This window comes from Enterobacter sp. E12 (assembly GCF_014596715.2).
In the GTDB taxonomy this organism is placed as follows: Bacteria; Pseudomonadota; Gammaproteobacteria; order Enterobacterales; family Enterobacteriaceae; genus Enterobacter; species Enterobacter bugandensis.
The window spans coordinates 1,411,925-1,428,599 of record NZ_CP115601.1 but is presented as its reverse complement, the minus strand read 5'-3'; the positions used below and the strand labels follow the sequence as shown (position 1 = coordinate 1,428,599).

15 protein-coding genes, 5 tRNA genes and 1 other RNA gene are annotated in these 16,675 nt (G+C 55.6%); 8 read left to right on the top strand and 13 right to left on the bottom strand.

What is annotated here, in order from left to right; all coding sequences use genetic code 11:
* The first annotated feature begins 15 nt into the window (after window positions 1-15).
* The 6 genes from modF (at window position 16) to gpmA (ending at window position 6,905) form a co-directional block, all read left to right on the top strand.
* The gene (modF, locus tag IB212_RS06795) at window positions 16-1,488 is read left to right on the top strand and encodes a molybdate ABC transporter ATP-binding protein ModF (RefSeq protein ID WP_188245778.1); all 1,473 of its coding nucleotides are present in this window, start codon (window positions 16-18) and stop codon (window positions 1,486-1,488) included.
* A gap of 200 nt (window positions 1,489-1,688) precedes the next feature.
* Window positions 1,689-2,705, top strand: a complete 1,017-nt coding sequence (gene galE, locus IB212_RS06790) for a UDP-glucose 4-epimerase GalE (RefSeq protein ID WP_041910754.1) — start codon at window positions 1,689-1,691, stop codon at window positions 2,703-2,705.
* A 9-nt stretch (window positions 2,706-2,714) separates the two neighbouring features.
* Complete coding sequence (galT, locus tag IB212_RS06785; protein WP_041910755.1) at window positions 2,715-3,761, top strand: galactose-1-phosphate uridylyltransferase; 1,047 nt, start codon at window positions 2,715-2,717, stop codon at window positions 3,759-3,761.
* 2 nt (window positions 3,762-3,763) lie between these two features.
* On the top strand, window positions 3,764-4,912 hold the full coding sequence (gene galK, locus IB212_RS06780) for a galactokinase (protein ID WP_060573578.1): 1,149 nt from the start codon (window positions 3,764-3,766) through the stop codon (window positions 4,910-4,912).
* Window positions 4,906-5,946, top strand: coding sequence for a galactose-1-epimerase (galM, locus tag IB212_RS06775; RefSeq protein ID WP_188245779.1), 1,041 nt, complete (start codon window positions 4,906-4,908; stop codon window positions 5,944-5,946). Before galK ends, galM begins: the two co-directional genes overlap by 7 nt.
* A gap of 206 nt (window positions 5,947-6,152) precedes the next feature.
* Window positions 6,153-6,905, top strand: coding sequence for a 2,3-diphosphoglycerate-dependent phosphoglycerate mutase (gene gpmA / locus IB212_RS06770; protein ID WP_008501111.1), 753 nt, complete (start codon window positions 6,153-6,155; stop codon window positions 6,903-6,905).
* A 61-nt stretch (window positions 6,906-6,966) separates the two neighbouring features.
* Here the strand turns inward: gpmA and aroG are convergent, their stop codons facing one another.
* Entirely contained in the window at window positions 6,967-8,019 is a 1,053-nt protein-coding gene (aroG, locus tag IB212_RS06765; RefSeq protein WP_028012394.1) for a 3-deoxy-7-phosphoheptulonate synthase AroG, read from the bottom strand.
* A gap of 303 nt (window positions 8,020-8,322) precedes the next feature.
* On the opposite strand from aroG, the gene IB212_RS06760 reads away from it, so the two are divergent.
* On the top strand, window positions 8,323-8,703 hold the full coding sequence (locus tag IB212_RS06760; RefSeq protein ID WP_041910758.1) for a protein YbgS: 381 nt from the start codon (window positions 8,323-8,325) through the stop codon (window positions 8,701-8,703).
* Window positions 8,704-8,808: 105 nt separating this feature from the next.
* Window positions 8,809-9,744, top strand: a complete 936-nt coding sequence (zitB, locus tag IB212_RS06755; protein WP_188245780.1) for a CDF family zinc transporter ZitB — start codon at window positions 8,809-8,811, stop codon at window positions 9,742-9,744.
* Here the strand turns inward: zitB and pnuC are convergent.
* The 12 genes from pnuC to tolA all read right to left on the bottom strand — a co-directional run bounded on the left by pnuC (window position 9,741) and on the right by tolA (window position 16,658).
* On the bottom strand, window positions 9,741-10,460 hold the full coding sequence (pnuC, locus tag IB212_RS06750) for a nicotinamide riboside transporter PnuC (RefSeq protein ID WP_028012391.1): 720 nt from the start codon (window positions 10,458-10,460) through the stop codon (window positions 9,741-9,743). The genes zitB and pnuC overlap by 4 nt on opposite strands.
* A gap of 23 nt (window positions 10,461-10,483) precedes the next feature.
* Complete coding sequence (gene nadA, locus IB212_RS06745; protein ID WP_041910759.1) at window positions 10,484-11,527, bottom strand: quinolinate synthase NadA; 1,044 nt, start codon at window positions 11,525-11,527, stop codon at window positions 10,484-10,486.
* Window positions 11,528-11,718: 191 nt separating this feature from the next.
* Window positions 11,719-11,847, bottom strand: a non-coding RNA gene (locus IB212_RS06740) — RtT sRNA.
* A 26-nt stretch (window positions 11,848-11,873) separates the two neighbouring features.
* A tRNA-Lys gene (locus IB212_RS06735) sits at window positions 11,874-11,949 on the bottom strand.
* Between the two features lie 31 nt (window positions 11,950-11,980).
* Window positions 11,981-12,056: transfer RNA gene (locus IB212_RS06730), tRNA-Lys, on the bottom strand.
* 41 nt (window positions 12,057-12,097) lie between these two features.
* Window positions 12,098-12,173, bottom strand: a tRNA-Lys gene (locus IB212_RS06725).
* Between the two features lie 3 nt (window positions 12,174-12,176).
* Window positions 12,177-12,252: transfer RNA gene (locus IB212_RS06720), tRNA-Val, on the bottom strand.
* Window positions 12,253-12,379: 127 nt separating this feature from the next.
* A tRNA-Lys gene (locus IB212_RS06715) sits at window positions 12,380-12,455 on the bottom strand.
* A 161-nt stretch (window positions 12,456-12,616) separates the two neighbouring features.
* Window positions 12,617-13,411: a cell division protein CpoB gene (gene cpoB, locus IB212_RS06710; protein WP_028012389.1), complete on the bottom strand. Its 795-nt coding sequence runs from the start codon at window positions 13,409-13,411 to the stop codon at window positions 12,617-12,619.
* A 9-nt stretch (window positions 13,412-13,420) separates the two neighbouring features.
* Window positions 13,421-13,942, bottom strand: coding sequence for a peptidoglycan-associated lipoprotein Pal (pal, locus tag IB212_RS06705; RefSeq protein ID WP_003858578.1), 522 nt, complete (start codon window positions 13,940-13,942; stop codon window positions 13,421-13,423).
* A gap of 35 nt (window positions 13,943-13,977) precedes the next feature.
* Window positions 13,978-15,270: a Tol-Pal system beta propeller repeat protein TolB gene (tolB, locus tag IB212_RS06700; RefSeq protein WP_013097529.1), complete on the bottom strand. Its 1,293-nt coding sequence runs from the start codon at window positions 15,268-15,270 to the stop codon at window positions 13,978-13,980.
* A 134-nt stretch (window positions 15,271-15,404) separates the two neighbouring features.
* Window positions 15,405-16,658, bottom strand: a complete 1,254-nt coding sequence (tolA, locus tag IB212_RS06695; protein ID WP_028012388.1) for a cell envelope integrity protein TolA — start codon at window positions 16,656-16,658, stop codon at window positions 15,405-15,407.
* Between the last annotated feature and the right edge of the window lie 17 nt (window positions 16,659-16,675).

The following is a 16,675-nucleotide window of genomic DNA, read 5'->3' as shown; positions in this document are numbered from 1 at the left end:
AAAATGGGATACATCATGTCATCATTGCATATTTCGCAAGGTACGTTTCGTCTTAGCGATACCCGAACGCTGACGATTGCCGATCTGACAATACGCGCGGGTGAAAGCTGGGCGTTTGTCGGCACTAACGGCAGCGGTAAATCCGCGCTGGCCCGCGCGCTGGCCGGAGAGCTTACCCTTCTCAAAGGCGAATGCCGGAGCGATTTCACGCGCCTGACGCGCCTGTCCTTTGAACAGCTGCAGAAGCTGGTCAGCGACGAGTGGCAGCGCAACAATACCGATTTACTCAGTCCTGGCGAAGAAGATACCGGCCGCACGGCGGCGGAAATTATTCAGGATGAGGTGAAAGATCCCGCCCGCTGTCAGCATCTGGCGGAACAGTTTGGCATTTCCGCGCTGCTGAACCGGCGCTTTAAGTACCTCTCTACCGGCGAGACGCGGAAAACGCTGCTGTGCCAGGCGCTCATGAGCCAGCCGGAGCTGCTGATTCTGGATGAGCCCTTTGACGGGCTGGATGTCCACTCCCGCGCCCAGCTGGCTGCCATGCTGGACTCTCTGAATCAGGAAGGCTATACGATCGTACTGGTGCTGAACCGCTTCGATGAAATTCCTGACTTCGTGCAAAACGCGGGCGTGCTGGCAGACTGTAGCCTGATCGAAACCGGAGAAAAATCCGCGCTGCTCCGACAGGCGCTGATTGCCCAGCTTGCGCACAGCGAAAAGCTGGCGGGCATTGCGCTGCCGGATCCCGACGCGCCGGCAGCACGCCACGGTCTCGACCCCAGGCAGCCGCTTATCGTCCTGCGCGATGGCGTAGTCTCCTATGACGAACGACCGATCCTGAATCACCTCAGCTGGACGGTTAATCCTGGCGAACATTGGCAGATTGTCGGTCCCAACGGCGCGGGGAAATCCACGCTGCTGAGCCTGATAACCGGCGATCACCCGCAGGGCTACAGTAACGATCTGACGCTGTTTGGCCGCCGTCGCGGCAGCGGCGAAACCATCTGGGATATCAAAAAGCACATTGGCTACGTTAGCAGCAGCCTGCATCTGGATTACCGGGTCAGTACCACGGTACGCAACGCGATCCTTTCCGGGTATTTTGATTCCATCGGCATTTATCAGGCGGTGTCAGATAAACAGCACAAGCTGGCCCAGCAGTGGCTGGATATTCTGGGGATGGATAACCGGGTGGCTGACGCGCCGTTTCATAGCCTGTCGTGGGGGCAGCAGCGCCTGGCACTGATCGTTCGCGCGCTGGTAAAACACCCTACGCTCCTGATCCTCGACGAGCCGCTGCAGGGGCTGGATCCGCTTAACCGACAGCTGGTCCGCCGCTTTGTGGACGTGCTGATTAGCGAAGGTGAAACGCAGCTGCTGTTCGTTTCACACCATGCCGAAGATGCCCCCTCCTGCATCACCCACCGCCTCGAGTTTGTCGCGGACGGCGAGGGTTATCGCTACCTTCTCAGCAACGTAGATTAACCGCGGAGGGCACCGCCCTCCTCTTTTCAGATAACTTGCATCAATACATCGCTATCTCTTTGATCTAGAATGCTCTACGTCATCGAAAAAGCGGGTGTGAAAACGAGTGTAAACGATTCCACTATTTTATCCCATGTCACACTTTTCGCGTCTCTGTTATGCTATGGTTATTACATACCATAGGCCCAATGGAGCGAATTATGCGAGTTCTGGTAACAGGTGGTAGCGGTTACATCGGAAGTCATACCTGTGTGCAGCTGCTGCAAAATGGTCACGATGTGATCATCCTCGACAACCTGTGCAATAGTAAGCGCAGCGTGCTGCCGGTGATTGAACGTCTTGGCGGTAAACAGCCGACTTTCGTTGAAGGCGACATCCGCAACGAAGCGCTGATGACCGAGATCCTTCACGACCACGCCATCGAAGCGGTGATCCACTTCGCGGGGCTGAAAGCGGTCGGTGAGTCCGTTGCGAAACCGCTTGAGTATTACGACAACAACGTCAACGGTACCCTGCGTCTGATCTCCGCCATGCGCGCGGCAAACGTCAAAAACTTTATCTTTAGCTCCTCCGCCACCGTCTATGGCGATCAGCCAAAAATTCCTTACGTTGAAAGCTTCCCGACCGGTACGCCGCAAAGCCCGTACGGTAAAAGCAAGCTGATGGTAGAGCAGATCCTGACCGACCTGCAAAAAGCCCAGCCGGAGTGGAGCATCGCATTGCTGCGCTACTTCAACCCGGTCGGCGCCCATCCGTCTGGCGATATGGGTGAAGATCCGCAGGGCATTCCGAACAACCTGATGCCGTACATCGCCCAGGTGGCGGTAGGCCGTCGCGAGTCGCTGGCCATTTTTGGCAATGACTACCCTACCGAAGACGGCACCGGCGTGCGTGACTATATCCACGTGATGGATTTAGCAGACGGCCACGTTGCAGCCATGCAGCAGCTGGCTGACAAACCGGGCGTGCATATTTATAACCTCGGTGCCGGGGTCGGCAGCAGCGTGCTGGACGTGGTTAACGCCTTCAGCAAAGCCTGCGGTAAGCCGGTGAACTACCACTTCGCTCCGCGTCGTGATGGCGACCTGCCTGCTTACTGGGCCGATGCCACCAAAGCCGATAAAGAACTTAACTGGCGTGTCACCCGCACGCTTGATGAAATGGCACAGGATACCTGGCACTGGCAGTCACGCCACCCGCAGGGTTATCCGGACTAAGGATCCGTCATGACTTCGTTTAATCCCGTCGATCATCCGCATCGTCGTTTTAACCCGCTAAGCGGGCAATGGATTTTGGTCTCTCCGCATCGCGCCAAGCGTCCCTGGCAGGGGGCGCAGGAGACGCCTGCAAAACAGACCCTGCCGCAGCACGACCCGGATTGCTTCCTCTGTCCGGGCAACACGCGCGTGACCGGGGATAAAAACCCGGACTACAAAGGCACCTTCGTGTTTACCAACGATTTTGCCGCCCTGATGACCGACACCCCGGATGCCCCCGCGAGCCACGACCCGCTGATGCGCTGCGAAAGCGCGCGCGGTACCAGCCGCGTGATCTGCTTCTCGCCCGATCACAGCAAAACGCTGCCGGAGCTGAGCGTGGACGCGCTGAAAGAGGTGGTCAGCACCTGGCAGGCGCAAACCGCTGAGCTGGGGCAGAGCTATCCGTGGGTGCAGGTGTTCGAAAACAAAGGCGCGGCGATGGGCTGCTCTAACCCGCATCCGCACGGCCAGATCTGGGCGAACAGCTTCCTGCCCAACGAAGCCGAGCGTGAAGACCGTCTGCAGAAGGACTATTTCGTAGAAAACGGCTCACCCATGCTGGTGGACTACACCCAGCGCGAGCTGGCCGACGGCAGCCGTACCGTAGTGGAAACCGAACACTGGCTGGCGGTCGTGCCTTACTGGGCCGCCTGGCCGTTTGAGACGCTGCTGCTGCCGAAAGCGCACGTTCAGCGCATTACCGATCTCAGCGACGCGCAGCGCGACGACCTGGCGCTGGCGCTGAAAAAGCTGACCAGCCGTTACGACAACCTGTTCCAGTGCTCCTTCCCGTACTCCATGGGCTGGCACGGCGCGCCGTTTAACGGCGAAGATAATCAGCACTGGCAGCTGCACGCCCATTTCTATCCGCCGCTGCTGCGCTCTGCAACGGTGCGTAAATTTATGGTGGGCTATGAAATGCTGGCGGAAACCCAGCGTGACCTGACGGCGGAACAGGCGGCAGAGCGTCTGCGTGCCGTCAGCGACGTCCACTATCGCGAATCAGGAGTCTAAAAATGAGTCTGAAAGATAAAACACAATCCCTGTTTGCTGAGAAATTTGGCTACCCTGCCACCCACGTAATTCAGGCGCCTGGTCGCGTCAACCTGATCGGTGAACACACCGACTACAACGACGGCTTCGTGCTGCCGTGCGCCATCGATTACCAGACGGTTATCAGCTGTGCGAAGCGCGATGACCGCCAGGTTCGCGTGATTGCGGCGGATTACGGTAATGAGACGGACGAGTTTTCCCTTGATGCCCCGATTGTGACGCACGACAGCCAGCAGTGGTCTAACTACGTGCGCGGCGTGGTGAAGCATCTGCAGAAGCGCAACAAGAACTTCGGCGGCGCCGATTTAGTCATCAGCGGCAACGTGCCGCAGGGTGCGGGCTTAAGCTCGTCGGCCTCGCTCGAAGTGGCCGTGGGAACCGTCTTCCAGCAGCTGTATCATCTGCCGCTGGACGGGGCGCAAATTGCCCTGAACGGTCAGGAAGCGGAAAACCAGTTCGTGGGCTGCAACTGCGGCATCATGGACCAGCTGATCTCCGCGCTAGGCAAAAAAGAGCATGCTTTACTGATCGACTGCCGCTCGCTTGGCACCAAAGCCGTTCCCCTGCCAAAAAGCGCGGCCGTCGTGATTATCAACAGTAACTTTAAACGCACGCTGGTGGGCAGCGAGTACAACACCCGCCGCGAACAGTGCGAAACCGGCGCGCGCTTCTTCCAGCAGCCTGCCCTGCGCGACGTGACGCTCGATGAATTTAACAAAGTGGCGCACGAGCTGGATCCTGTCGTCGCCAGACGCGTGCGTCACGTGCTGACCGAAAATGCCCGTACCGTTGAAGCCGCCTCCGCGCTGGCGAAAGGTGACCTGAAGCGCATGGGTGAGCTGATGGCGGAATCTCACGCCTCCATGCGCGATGATTTTGAAATCACCGTGCCGCAGATCGACACCCTGGTGGACATCGTCAAAGCGGTTATTGGCGATAAAGGCGGCGTGCGCATGACGGGCGGCGGCTTTGGCGGCTGCATCGTCGCGCTGGTGCCGGAAGAGCTGGTCCCTGCCGTCCAGGACGCCGTGGCGAAGCAGTACGAAGCGCAAACGGGCATCAAAGAAACGTTCTATGTATGTAAAGCATCACAAGGAGCCGGACAGTGCTAAACGAAACACCTACCCTCGCACCGGATGGTCTGCCGTATCGCCTGTTAACCCTGCGCAACAGCGCGGGGATGGTGGTTACGCTGATGGACTGGGGTGCGACCCTGCTTTCTGCCCGCGTACCGATGCCGGACGGCAGCGTGCGCGAAACCCTGCTGGGCTGCGCCTCACCCGAGCAGTACGTTAATCAGTCTGCCTATCTGGGCGCGTCCGTCGGGCGCTATGCCAACCGCATCGCGAAGAGCCGTTTTGAGCTCGACGGCGTGCAGTACCCGCTGCTGCCAAGCCAGGGCGAGAACCAGCTTCACGGCGGTCCGGACGGGTTTGATAAACGCCGCTGGAAAATAGTTCGTCAAAACGACGGCGAAGTGCTGTTCTCGCTGGATTCGCTTGATGGCGATCAGGGCTTCCCGGGGAACCTTACCGCGTCCGCGCGCTTTACACTGACGGACGACAACCGTATCGCTATTGAATACCGTGCGACGGTCGATAAGCCGTGTCCGGTTAACCTGACTAACCATGCCTACTTCAATCTCGACGGCAACCAGTGCGACGTGCGTAACCACAAGCTGCAGATCCTGGCGGACGCGTATCTGCCGGTTGACGAGATGGGCATTCCGTATCAGGGCCTGAAAGACGTGAGCGGGACCAGCTTTGATTTCCGCAGCGCGAAAGTTATCGCCCAGGATTTCCTGAGCGATGACGATCAGCGCAAGGTGAAAGGCTACGATCACGCGTTCCTGCTGCACGCCAAAGGTGATGTGAAGCAGCCTGCCGCGCAGGTCTGGTCCAGCGATGAGAAACTGCAGATGACGGTGTATACCACCGCCCCTGCCCTGCAATTCTACTCGGGCAACTACCTCGGCGGCACGACGGCGCGCGAACACAATGAGTACAGCGACTGGCAAGGACTTGCGCTTGAGAGCGAGTTCCTGCCGGACAGCCCCAATCATCAGGAATGGCCGCAGCCGGACTGCGTGCTGCGCCCCGGTGAAGAGTACATTAGCGTGACGGAATACCATTTTATTCCGGAATGATTTCCAGCCCTCCCATCGGAGGGCTTTTTTCTGCGCGTCTTGCTGAAAATAGCGCCGATCGCTGACAAAATCCTAACCCTGGATTCACAAGCATCTTACACTCAGAGACTATTTTCGCTATGGTTAGGGTTAAGCGTTGCTGCTGGCACGGCCACAGCAATATAATGAGAATTGTTATCATTCTAAAAATGCTTGAGGAGTAAGAGATGGCTATTACTAAGCTGGTCCTGGTGCGTCACGGCGAAAGCCAGTGGAACAACGAAAACCGCTTTACCGGTTGGTACGACGTTGATCTGTCCGAGAAAGGCGTAAGCGAAGCAAAAGCAGCAGGTAAACTGCTGAAGGAAGAAGGCTTCAGCTTTGATTTTGCTTACACCTCTGTGCTGAAACGTGCCATCCACACTCTGTGGAACGTGCTGGACGAACTGGATCAGGCCTGGCTGCCGGTTGAGAAATCCTGGAAACTGAACGAGCGTCACTACGGTGCGCTGCAGGGTCTGAACAAAGCGGAAACCGCTGAGAAATACGGCGACGAGCAGGTTAAACAGTGGCGTCGCGGCTTCGCGGTCACCCCACCAGAGCTGACCAAAGATGACGAGCGCTATCCGGGCCACGACCCGCGCTACGCGAAACTGACCGACGCTGAGCTGCCAACTACCGAGAGCCTGGCGCTGACCATCGACCGCGTTGTGCCTTACTGGAACGAAACCATTCTGCCACGCCTGAAAAGCGGTGAGCGCGTGATCATCGCTGCTCACGGTAACTCCCTGCGCGCGCTGGTGAAATACCTGGACAACATGGGCGAAGACGAGATCCTCGAACTGAACATCCCAACTGGCGTACCGCTGGTATATGAGTTCGACGAAAACTTCAAGCCAATCAAACATTACTACCTGGGTAACGCGGACGAGATCGCAGCGAAAGCAGCGGCTGTCGCGAACCAGGGTAAAGCGAAGTAATTTTCGCCAGACGTAAAAAAAGCGCGGAGCCTTCCGCGCTTTTTTATTTGTGCATGAGGACTCAGCCGCGGCGCGCTTTTACCGCATTCGCCAGCTGACGCAGGATGGCATCGGTATCGTCCCAGCCAATGCAGGCATCGGTGACGCTTTTGCCATACACCAGCGGCTCGCTGCCTTCCAGGTTCTGGTTACCTTCAACCAGATGGCTTTCGATCATCACCCCAATTACCGCCTTCTCACCGTTGGCGATCTGCTGACAGACGTCTGCCCCCACTTCCATCTGCTTTTTGAACTGCTTGCTGGAGTTGGCGTGGCTGAAGTCGATCATCACCTGCGGTGGCAGCCCGGCTTTTTCCAGCCCGGCCTTCACCTCTGCCACGTGTTTTGCACTGTAGTTTGGCTCTTTACCGCCGCGCAGAATGATGTGGCAATCACCGTTACCGCTGGTGTTGACGATGGCGGAGTGACCCCATTTGGTCACGGACAGGAAGCAGTGCGGCGCACCCGCGGCGTTGATGGCATCGATAGCCACTTTGATGGTGCCATCAGTACCGTTTTTGAAGCCCACCGGACATGAGAGACCGGAAGCCAGCTCGCGGTGAACCTGAGATTCAGTGGTACGGGCACCAATGGCACCCCAGCTCATCAGGTCTGCCAGGTATTGTGGCGTAATCATATCCAGGAACTCGCCGGCAGCAGGCAGGCCGCTGTCGTTGATCTCCAGCAGCAGCTTGCGCGCAATGCGCAGGCCGTCGTTGATCTGGAAGCTGTTATCCATGTGCGGATCGTTAATCAGCCCTTTCCAGCCCACGGTCGTGCGCGGTTTTTCAAAATAGACGCGCATGACGATTTCCAGCTCATCCTTTAACTCTTCACGCAGGGTGAGCAGACGCGCCGCATACTCTTTCGCAGCGGCAGGATCGTGAATGGAGCACGGGCCAATCACCACCAGAAGACGATCGTCATTACCTTTCAGGATCTTGTGGATCGCTTTACGAGCATGAGAAACCGTATTTGCGGCATTTTCAGTGGCGGGGAATTTCTCAAGGAGTGCTACAGGAGGTAATAACTCATTGATCTCTTTGATGCGTAAATCGTCGTTCTGATAATTCATCTTCTTTCCAGCTCTGCCATATCTTTAGTAATGAAAGCAATCCTTTCAATCTATCTTGTCGACCAGGAAGTGTAAACACGGTTTTACACTTCACGCAGATAATTCCTGGAATTCGCCTAAAAATCGCCACAAAATAGCGAAAAATGAGATCTAACCTAAGCTTTTTAACTGTAACAACCATTTTTAAACGCTTAAACGCGATTCCCTACTGACGTAAGTCCGTAAGGCGGAATCTTTCGCCTCTAAAAAGATGCACTGTTGGAGAATGTTATCCAGCGTAACGACAAGAACAGGAGCACCATCATGAAAATGACAAAACTGACCACCCTCTTCCTGACTGCCACACTCACCCTTGCCAGCGGCAGCGTCCTGGCCGCAGAAACGGGGGCTTCAGACAGCAACGGTGATGCCAATGCGGCAGCAGCGGCAGGCCAGGTTGCGCCTGATGCGAAACAGAATATCGCCCCGAATAATGTCGATAACAGCCAGATCAATACCGGCAATACCAACACCGGCGGTACTATGCTGCATCCGAACGGTAGTGCTTCCGACACCATGAATCATGACAACATGAGCTCGAATGAGGTTCATAAGAACTCGATGTGCAAGGACGGCAAATGTCCCGATCCGAACGACAAAGTGGGTAACGACGCCAATACCAAAACTGATGGCACAACCCAGTAATTCCTGATGCTTCAAATGTGAAAGGAGAGCCCAGGCTCTCCTTTCTTTTTGGAGTAACCTGTTAAAAACGCTACACTAAAATAATAACGAATCAGGAAAGCAGACATGGCGCACACCCACTCACACCCATCTTCTCCCGGCAACGACAATGCAAAACGACTTATGCTGGCCTTTGGCGTTACGGCCACGTTTATGGTTATCGAGGTCATTGGCGGCCTGGTTTCCGGCTCGCTGGCGCTGCTGGCTGATGCCGGACATATGCTGACCGATGCCGCAGCGCTGCTTTTCGCCCTGCTGGCGGTGCAGTTTGCTCGCCGCCCACCCAACGCGCGTCATACCTTCGGCTGGCTGAGGCTGACCACCCTTGCCGCGTTTGTTAACGCCATCGCGCTGGTGGTTATTACTGTTCTTATCGTCTGGGAGGCCGTACAGCGTTTCAGGCACCCGCAGCCCATCGCCGGGACGACAATGATGGTGATTGCCGTGGCGGGGTTGCTGGCAAATATTCTGGCGTTCTGGATTTTGCATCGCGGCAGCGGGGAAAAGAACCTCAACGTTCGCGCTGCGGCTCTGCATGTGCTGGGGGATTTGCTCGGCTCAGTAGGGGCGATTGTCGCCGCGCTGGTGATCCTCTATACCGGCTGGACGCCTGTCGACTCCATTCTCTCCGTGCTGGTATCGTGTCTGGTCTTGCGCAGCGCCTGGCGGCTACTGAAGGAGAGCGTCAATGAACTGCTGGAAGGGGCGCCGGCATCAATGGACATTGACGAGCTGAAACGAAACCTGCGCCGTACTGTCCCGGAAGTGCGTAACGTTCATCACGTGCACGTCTGGCTGGTAGGCGAGAAGCCGGTCATGACGCTGCACGTCCAGGTCATCCCGCCCCATGACCACGACGCGCTGCTTGAACGCATCCAGCACTTTCTTGAACATCACTATGAGATAGGTCACGCCACCATCCAGATGGAGTATCAGCCCTGTAGCGGGCCGGACTGCCACCTTAACGAGGCGCAGCCCGACCATTCACATCATCACCACTAGCTTGAAAGCGCGTGTGAGCCACGCTCACGCGCGCTCTTGATCCACATCCGGCTGCCGTTCAGGGCAATGAAGGTCAGCAGCAGATACTCCAGCGACATGGCATAGACGCCCTGAAGGGCAAAAATCACCACGCTGATGACGTTGATGATGACCCACAGCAGCCAGTTCTCAACGTATTTACGGGTCATCAGGACCATCGCCGCGATCGACAGCACCATCATGCAGGAATCCCAGAACGGGAAGGCATCCGGCTGAAGCTCCGGCATCGTCACGTTGAGGCCAATCGCGGACATGACCGAAACGGCAACGCGGGTCAGGAACGCAAACACCGGGTTGATGTAGACGGTCATCAAACCAATGGCGACGACGCAGGCGACAAACCAGGCGATGGCTTTCGGTAAGGGCAGCCAGCGGATCTGCAGCTCCGCCTCCTGCTGGCTGTTCTGCCGGGACCAGGCGTACCAGCCGTAAATATTGGCGGCGAAGAAAAACAGCTGTAAAAGCAGGCTGGCGTACAGCTGGATCTGGAAGAAGATAATCGCAAACAGCGTGACGTTAATCAGCCCGAACGCGTAGTTGCTGATCTTCTCCAGGCTTGCCAGCCAGATACACAGCAACCCCGCCAGCGTGCCTACGGCTTCAATCCATGACAGGTCATAGCCACCTGCACCAATCGGTATATGAACCAGAATGTTTTGCGTGCTAAAAAAATCCATCTTTTCCCCAGTGCGTTTTTGAATTAAGTACGTAGTGTAGCCGCAAAATCCAGCATGCGGTTAAGCGGAATTAACGCACCGTCACGCAGAGCGGCGTCCACATGAATTTCATGCGCTGCACCGCCTGTCTCGAGCCCTTCGGCAATGGCCTTCAGGCCGTTCATCGCCATCCACGGGCAATGCGCGCAGCTGCGGCACGTCGCACCCTCACCTGCCGTTGGTGCTTCCAGCAGCTCTTTCTCCGGTACGGCCTGCTGCATCTTATAGAAGATACCGCGATCGGTCGCGACGATGAGCTGCTTGTGCGGCAGCGTCCTGGCCGCGTTGATAAGCTGGCTGGTTGAGCCAACCGCATCGGCCATATCAACAATCGACTGCGGTGATTCAGGATGAACAAGAATGGCCGCGTCAGGATAAAGCGCCTTCATACGAGACAGCGCCTGGGTCTTGAATTCGTCGTGCACAATGCAGGCGCCCTGCCAGCAGAGAACGTCAGCGCCGGTCTGCTTCTGAACGTAATTGCCAAGATGGCGGTCAGGGGCCCAGATAATTTTCTCACCCAGGCTGTCCAGATGCTCAATCAGCTCAACGGCGATGCTCGACGTAACCACCCAGTCTGCGCGCGCTTTTACCGCCGCAGAGGTGTTGGCGTAAACAACCACGGTCCGGTCAGGATGGGCGTCGCAGAAGGCGGTGAATTCGTCAATCGGGCAGCCGAGATCGAGCGAACACTCCGCATTGAGCGTCGGCATCAAAATGGTTTTTTCCGGGCTGAGGATCTTTGCCGTTTCGCCCATAAAACGCACGCCTGCAACCAGCAGCGTGGAAGCGGGATGTTTTGCACCGAAGCGGGCCATCTCCAGTGAATCAGAAATACAGCCCCCGGTCTCTTCCGCCAGCTGCTGGATTTCCGGATCGGTGTAGTAATGGGCCACCATCACCGCATCGCGCTCTTTGAGAAGCCGTTTGATCTTCTCGCGGTAGAATTGTTTTTCATCCTGGCTTAATGGCACAGGCTTTGGCGGAAACGGATAGATTGCGGCTTCAGGATCGAACATCACGCTCATTATGGCTTCTCGTTTTACTGGCTTAACAATATTGCCTTTCTTTTGCCTGACAAAGCAAAACGCAGGGCAATTGTGTTTTATATACTAAACAAGATAGCGAATCTGGAGTGAAAAGTCACCGGGAATAGATGGGCGGAGCATTTGTTGTACGGCAGATAGCAAAAAGGCGCCTTTAGGGCGCCTTTCTACACTGGTGGGTCGTGCAGGATGACTCGCTTCGCTCGCCCTTCGGGCCGTCGCCGTAAACGGCTCCGGTGCCTCACTACGTTCGGCTCGAACCTGCTGCAGGTTCGAATCATCCAAATCGCAGATAGCAAAAAAGCGCCTTTAGGGCGCTTTTTTACATTGGTGGGTCGTGCAGGATTCGAACCTGCGACCAATTGATTAAAAGTCAACTGCTCTACCAACTGAGCTAACGACCCCTTGCGGGATGTACTGCAAATTTATTCAGGCTGGTGGGTCGTGCAGGATTCGAACCTGCGACCAATTGATTAAAAGTCAACTGCTCTACCAACTGAGCTAACGACCCATTCGGGTGTTGCCTGAATTATCACTCGGCACCAATAAAATTGGTGGGTCGTGCAGGATTCGAACCTGCGACCAATTGATTAAAAGTCAACTGCTCTACCAACTGAGCTAACGACCCGAGTGGTGGGTGATGACGGGCTCGAACCGCCGACCCCCTCCGTGTAAAGGAGATGCTCTACCAACTGAGCTAATCACCCACTCTGTACTGCCGGAACTGCGTTAAGTGGTGGGTCGTGCAGGATGACTCGGCTTCGCCTCGCCCTACGGGCCGTTGCTGACGCAACGTTATCCTTCACGTTTTACTACTAATTCCACCTGACTTAGTGGTGGGTCGTGCAGGATTCGAACCTGCGACCAATTGATTAAAAGTCAACTGCTCTACCAACTGAGCTAACGACCCACTTTTATGCTGCTTTCACGTTGTTTGATATCCCGTGGCAACGGCGGCATATATTACTGATTTAAGAATTCTGCGCAACAAAAATTTCGATGAAGATCACTTAACTGCTTAGTAATCATGCTGCACGACCAGAAATAACGCGATTTCTGGTCATGCGATAATCATCCCATCGAATTCAGGCGTTTTTGCGCCTGCTTAGCACCTTCGGTGCCCGGGAATTTTGCGACCACCTGCTGATAAACCGCTTTGGCTTTCGCCGTGTCGCCTTTGTCCTGCATGATCACGCCAACCTTAAACATCGCATCTGGCGCTTTCGGCGATTTCGGGTAATTTTTTACCACGGAGGCAAAATAAAACGCCGCATCGTCCTTTTTACCCTTGTTGTAATTCAACTGACCGAGCCAGTAATTCGCATTTGGCTGATAGGTTGAGTCAGGGTATTTCTTGATAAAGTTCTGAAACGCAGCGAGCGCGTCATCCTGACGAGATTTATCCTGCACCAGGGCAATGGCCGCATTGTAATCCGTATTCGCGTCACCGCTCTGTACAGGCGCTCCTGTTGAGGCTGAAGCATCAGCAGACGGCGCAGGCGCTGAGGTTGCCGCGCCGCTTTGATCGCCCGCTGCGGGTTGTGCTGCTGCACCGCCGCTGCTGAGGCTATCTATCTGCAATAAAATTTGCTTCTGACGTTCCACAACCTGGTTAAGCTGATACTGACTTTCCTGAATCTGACCGCGGAGAGAGTCAATATCGTTTTGGTTATCGGAAAGTTGCTGCTGGAGTTGGGTTAAAAGCTGACTGTGAGCGTTAGAAATACGCTCGAGCTGAGTGACCCGGTCTTCTACCGAGCCTGAGCCGACACTACTGATTGGTGCCTGAGCAAAAGCGGCCCAGGGGGCCGCTATTCCAACCAGTAACGACAGACTCAACAGATGATGTCTGAAGTTACTGCTCATGCAATTCTCTTAGTAAACCAGTACGGCACGACGGTTTTTGGAGTAAGCCGCTTCGTCGTGACCCAGTACTGCAGGTTTTTCTTTACCGTAAGAAACGATGGAGATCTGGTCAGCAGAAACGCCTTTACCCTGCAGGTACATCTTAACGGCGTTAGCACGACGTTCGCCCAGGGAGATGTTGTACTCTGGAGTACCACGTTCGTCCGCGTGACCTTCTACGGTGACTTTGTAAGATGGGTTGCTACGCAGGAAGTTAGCGTGAGCATCCAGCATCGCAGCGAAGTCAGAACGGATGTCGTATTTATCCAGATCGAAGTAAACGATGTTGTTCTGCTGCAGCTGCTGCATCTGAAGACGCGCTTGCTCTTCAGAAGACATGTTGCCATTGCCGTTCGCGTCCATACCGGTACCGGCACCCATCATGCCTTCGCCGCTCTGGTCATTGCTGGCGTTCTTGTTAGAAGAACACGCTGCGATTGCCATTACAGGCAGAGCGATCATCAGCCCCTTCAGCACTTTGTTCAGTTGCATTTCTATGATTCCTTTAGTAATCAATTAATTATTATTTACAGATACGGCGACCAGGCAGGTGATTTTACCTGTCCATCAGTGGCCGGAATACGCGCTTTGAAACGCCCATCTGTAGAAACCAGATTCAGCACAGATCCCATCCCCTGAGAAGAGCTGTAGATTACCATAGTGCCGTTAGGTGCCAGACTTGGCGTTTCATCCAGGAACGTTGACGACAGAACTTGAACGCCACCCGCTACCAGATCTTGTTTGGCAATGTGCTGCTGCCCACCGTTGGAGCTGACCATTACCATGAATTTACCGTCGCTGCTCACGTCTGCGTTCTGGTTCTGAGAGCCTTCCCAGGTGATACGCTGCGGAGCACCGCCGTTAATGTTCACTTTATAGATTTGTGGACGGCCTGCCTGGTCAGAGGTAAACGCCAGGTTTTGGCTGTCCGGGAACCATGATGGTTCAGTATTGTTGCTGCGACCGTCGGTCACCTGACGGATCTGGCCGGAGCCAATGTCCATCACGTACAGGTTCAGGCTACCGGTTTTAGAAAGCGCAAACGCCAGTTTAGACCCATCTGGTGAGAAGGAAGGCGCACCGTTGTGACGTGGGAACGACGCTACCTGACGCACCGCACCGTTAGCCAGCGTCTGGATAACCAGCGCAGAACGACCACTTTCGAAGGTCACATACGCCAGTTTGGACCCGTCCGGAGACCAGGCTGGAGACATTAGCGGCTGTGAAGAGCGTTTCACCAGGAACTGGTTGTAACCGTCGTAGTCAGATACGCGCAGCTCGTACGGGAACTGACCGCCGTTGGTCTGTACCACATATGCGATACGGGTACGGAACGCACCTTTAATACCGGTCAGCTTTTCGAATACCGCGTCGCTGGCCGCGTGTGCCGCGTAGCGCAGGTACTGTTTAGTGACCTTGTAAGAGTTCTGTGCCAGAACGGTACCCGGTGCACCGCCGGTATCTACCAGCTGCCAGGCCACGTTGTAAGAACCGTCCGGGTTAGGCGTAACCTGCCCCACCACCACGGCATCGATACCCAGCGCAGACCATGCAGCAGGCTGGACTTCCTGCGCACTGCCCGGCTGCTGCGGCAGACGAGAACGATCTAACGGGTTGAATTTACCGCTGTTACGCAGGTCAGCCGCCACGATACCACCGGCATCTTCAGGTGCAGCGCCAGGACCGGCCCACTGGAACGGAACAACACCGATTGGGCGTGCCGAGTCCACCCCCTGGGTGATCTCGATACGTACTTCTGCGTGCAGGACTGCTGCCCACAGCATTAAAAAACTAAATGCTACACGTAATGCCTGCTTCATCATATCTCCCTTATCCGGGTAACCTTACCCACGATAATTTAGCAGAATGTTAACAAACTCAAATAGACAAAACTACCCGAACCCTGTGACTAAACCTGGTCTATTTTTCCCCGTTTGCACGGGGAAAATGTAACTTAAGGTTTGAAGTCCAGCGGCGCATTTTTGAAGACTTCGTAGACTGCCTGAGAAGGCGGTTTAGGCATCTTCGCCTGACGCGCTGCAGCCAGAGCCGCAGTACATAAAGCCGGGTCGCCACCTTCAGACTTAATATCAAGCAGCATGCCGTCCGGAGCCAGTTTTATACGCAGCGTACACGTTTTACCGGCATAGGAAGACGCATCATAGAACCGGCTTTCAATCGCCGATTTAATCTGCGCGGCATAGCCGTTGATTTCAGCCCCTGTCGCACCGTTACTCTTAGTGTTACCACTTCCGGTCGGCGCTGCGTTGTTTCCTTTCGCGCCACCGCCCGTTTTCGGTGCATTCTTACCGGAGCTTAAATCCCCCAGCAGATCGTCAACCCCTGCGGCGGCCGCGGCTTTTTCAGCGGCAGCAGCCTTTTTAGCAGCCGCTTTTTCAGCAGCTGCTTTCTTATCGGCAGCGGCCTTCTCAGCTGCAGCTTTTTTATCAGCAGCGGCTTTTTCAGCGGCGGCAGCTTTTTCGGCAGCAGCCTTCTCAGCCGCAGCGGCTTTCTTCGCAGCCTCGGCAGCCGCTTTCTTCTCTGCGTCCTGAGCGGCTTTCTTCGCGGCTTCGGCTTCAGCTTTCTTCTGTGCGTCAGCAGCGGCTTTCTTCGCGGCTTCCGCTTCGGCTTTCTTCTGGGCATCCGCAGCGGCTTTCTTCGCGGCTTCGGCCTCAGCTTTCTTCTGGGCATCGGCAGCCGCTTTCTTCGCCGCTTCTGCCGCTAATTTTGCCTGGGCATCAGCCTGCGCTTTGGCATCCGCTGCGGCTTTTGCTGCCGCCTCTTCCGCCTGCTTTTGCTGTTCCTGCGCTTTCTTCGCGGCCTCTTCGGCTTGCTTCTGCTGTTCCGCCTGCGCTTTCGCGGCTTCCTGCGCCTGCAAACGTTCTTTCTCAAGCTGCTTCAAACGCTCCTGCTCGGCGGCCTGCTTCTCACGCAGCTCTTCCGCCTGCTGTTGCGCCTGTTTTTCACGCTGCTCTTCAGCCCGTTTGGCACTCGCCTTCTGCTGTTGTTCGCGATTATAGTTTTGCACTACCGCACCGGGATCCACCATTACGGCGTCAATGGAAGACCCTCCACCGCCGCCTGCTGATGCATCAATATGCTCGTCGAACGAACTCCAGATCAGCGCTGCAAAAAGAATAACGTGCAGCACTGCGGAGACGATTATCGCTCGCTTAAGCTTGTCGTTCTGTTCGGTTGCCTTTGACACTATCGGTTCCCAAAAAC

Excerpts from the sequence above, each read along its gene's own strand:
- modF (WP_188245778.1), top strand. The coding sequence starts at position 16 with ATGTCATCATTGCATATTTCGCAAGGTACGTTTCGTCTTAGCGATACC.
- galE (WP_041910754.1), top strand. The coding sequence starts at position 1,689 with ATGCGAGTTCTGGTAACAGGTGGTAGCGGTTACATCGGAAGTCATACC.
- galT (WP_041910755.1), top strand. The coding sequence starts at position 2,715 with ATGACTTCGTTTAATCCCGTCGATCATCCGCATCGTCGTTTTAACCCG.
- galK (WP_060573578.1), top strand. The coding sequence starts at position 3,764 with ATGAGTCTGAAAGATAAAACACAATCCCTGTTTGCTGAGAAATTTGGC.
- gpmA (WP_008501111.1), top strand. The coding sequence starts at position 6,153 with ATGGCTATTACTAAGCTGGTCCTGGTGCGTCACGGCGAAAGCCAGTGG.
- aroG (WP_028012394.1), bottom strand. The coding sequence starts at position 8,019 with ATGAATTATCAGAACGACGATTTACGCATCAAAGAGATCAATGAGTTA.
- IB212_RS06760 (WP_041910758.1), top strand. The coding sequence starts at position 8,323 with ATGAAAATGACAAAACTGACCACCCTCTTCCTGACTGCCACACTCACC.
- zitB (WP_188245780.1), top strand. The coding sequence starts at position 8,809 with ATGGCGCACACCCACTCACACCCATCTTCTCCCGGCAACGACAATGCA.
- pnuC (WP_028012391.1), bottom strand. The coding sequence starts at position 10,460 with ATGGATTTTTTTAGCACGCAAAACATTCTGGTTCATATACCGATTGGT.
- nadA (WP_041910759.1), bottom strand. The coding sequence starts at position 11,527 with ATGAGCGTGATGTTCGATCCTGAAGCCGCAATCTATCCGTTTCCGCCA.
- cpoB (WP_028012389.1), bottom strand. The coding sequence starts at position 13,411 with ATGAGCAGTAACTTCAGACATCATCTGTTGAGTCTGTCGTTACTGGTT.
- pal (WP_003858578.1), bottom strand. The coding sequence starts at position 13,942 with ATGCAACTGAACAAAGTGCTGAAGGGGCTGATGATCGCTCTGCCTGTA.
- tolB (WP_013097529.1), bottom strand. The coding sequence starts at position 15,270 with ATGAAGCAGGCATTACGTGTAGCATTTAGTTTTTTAATGCTGTGGGCA.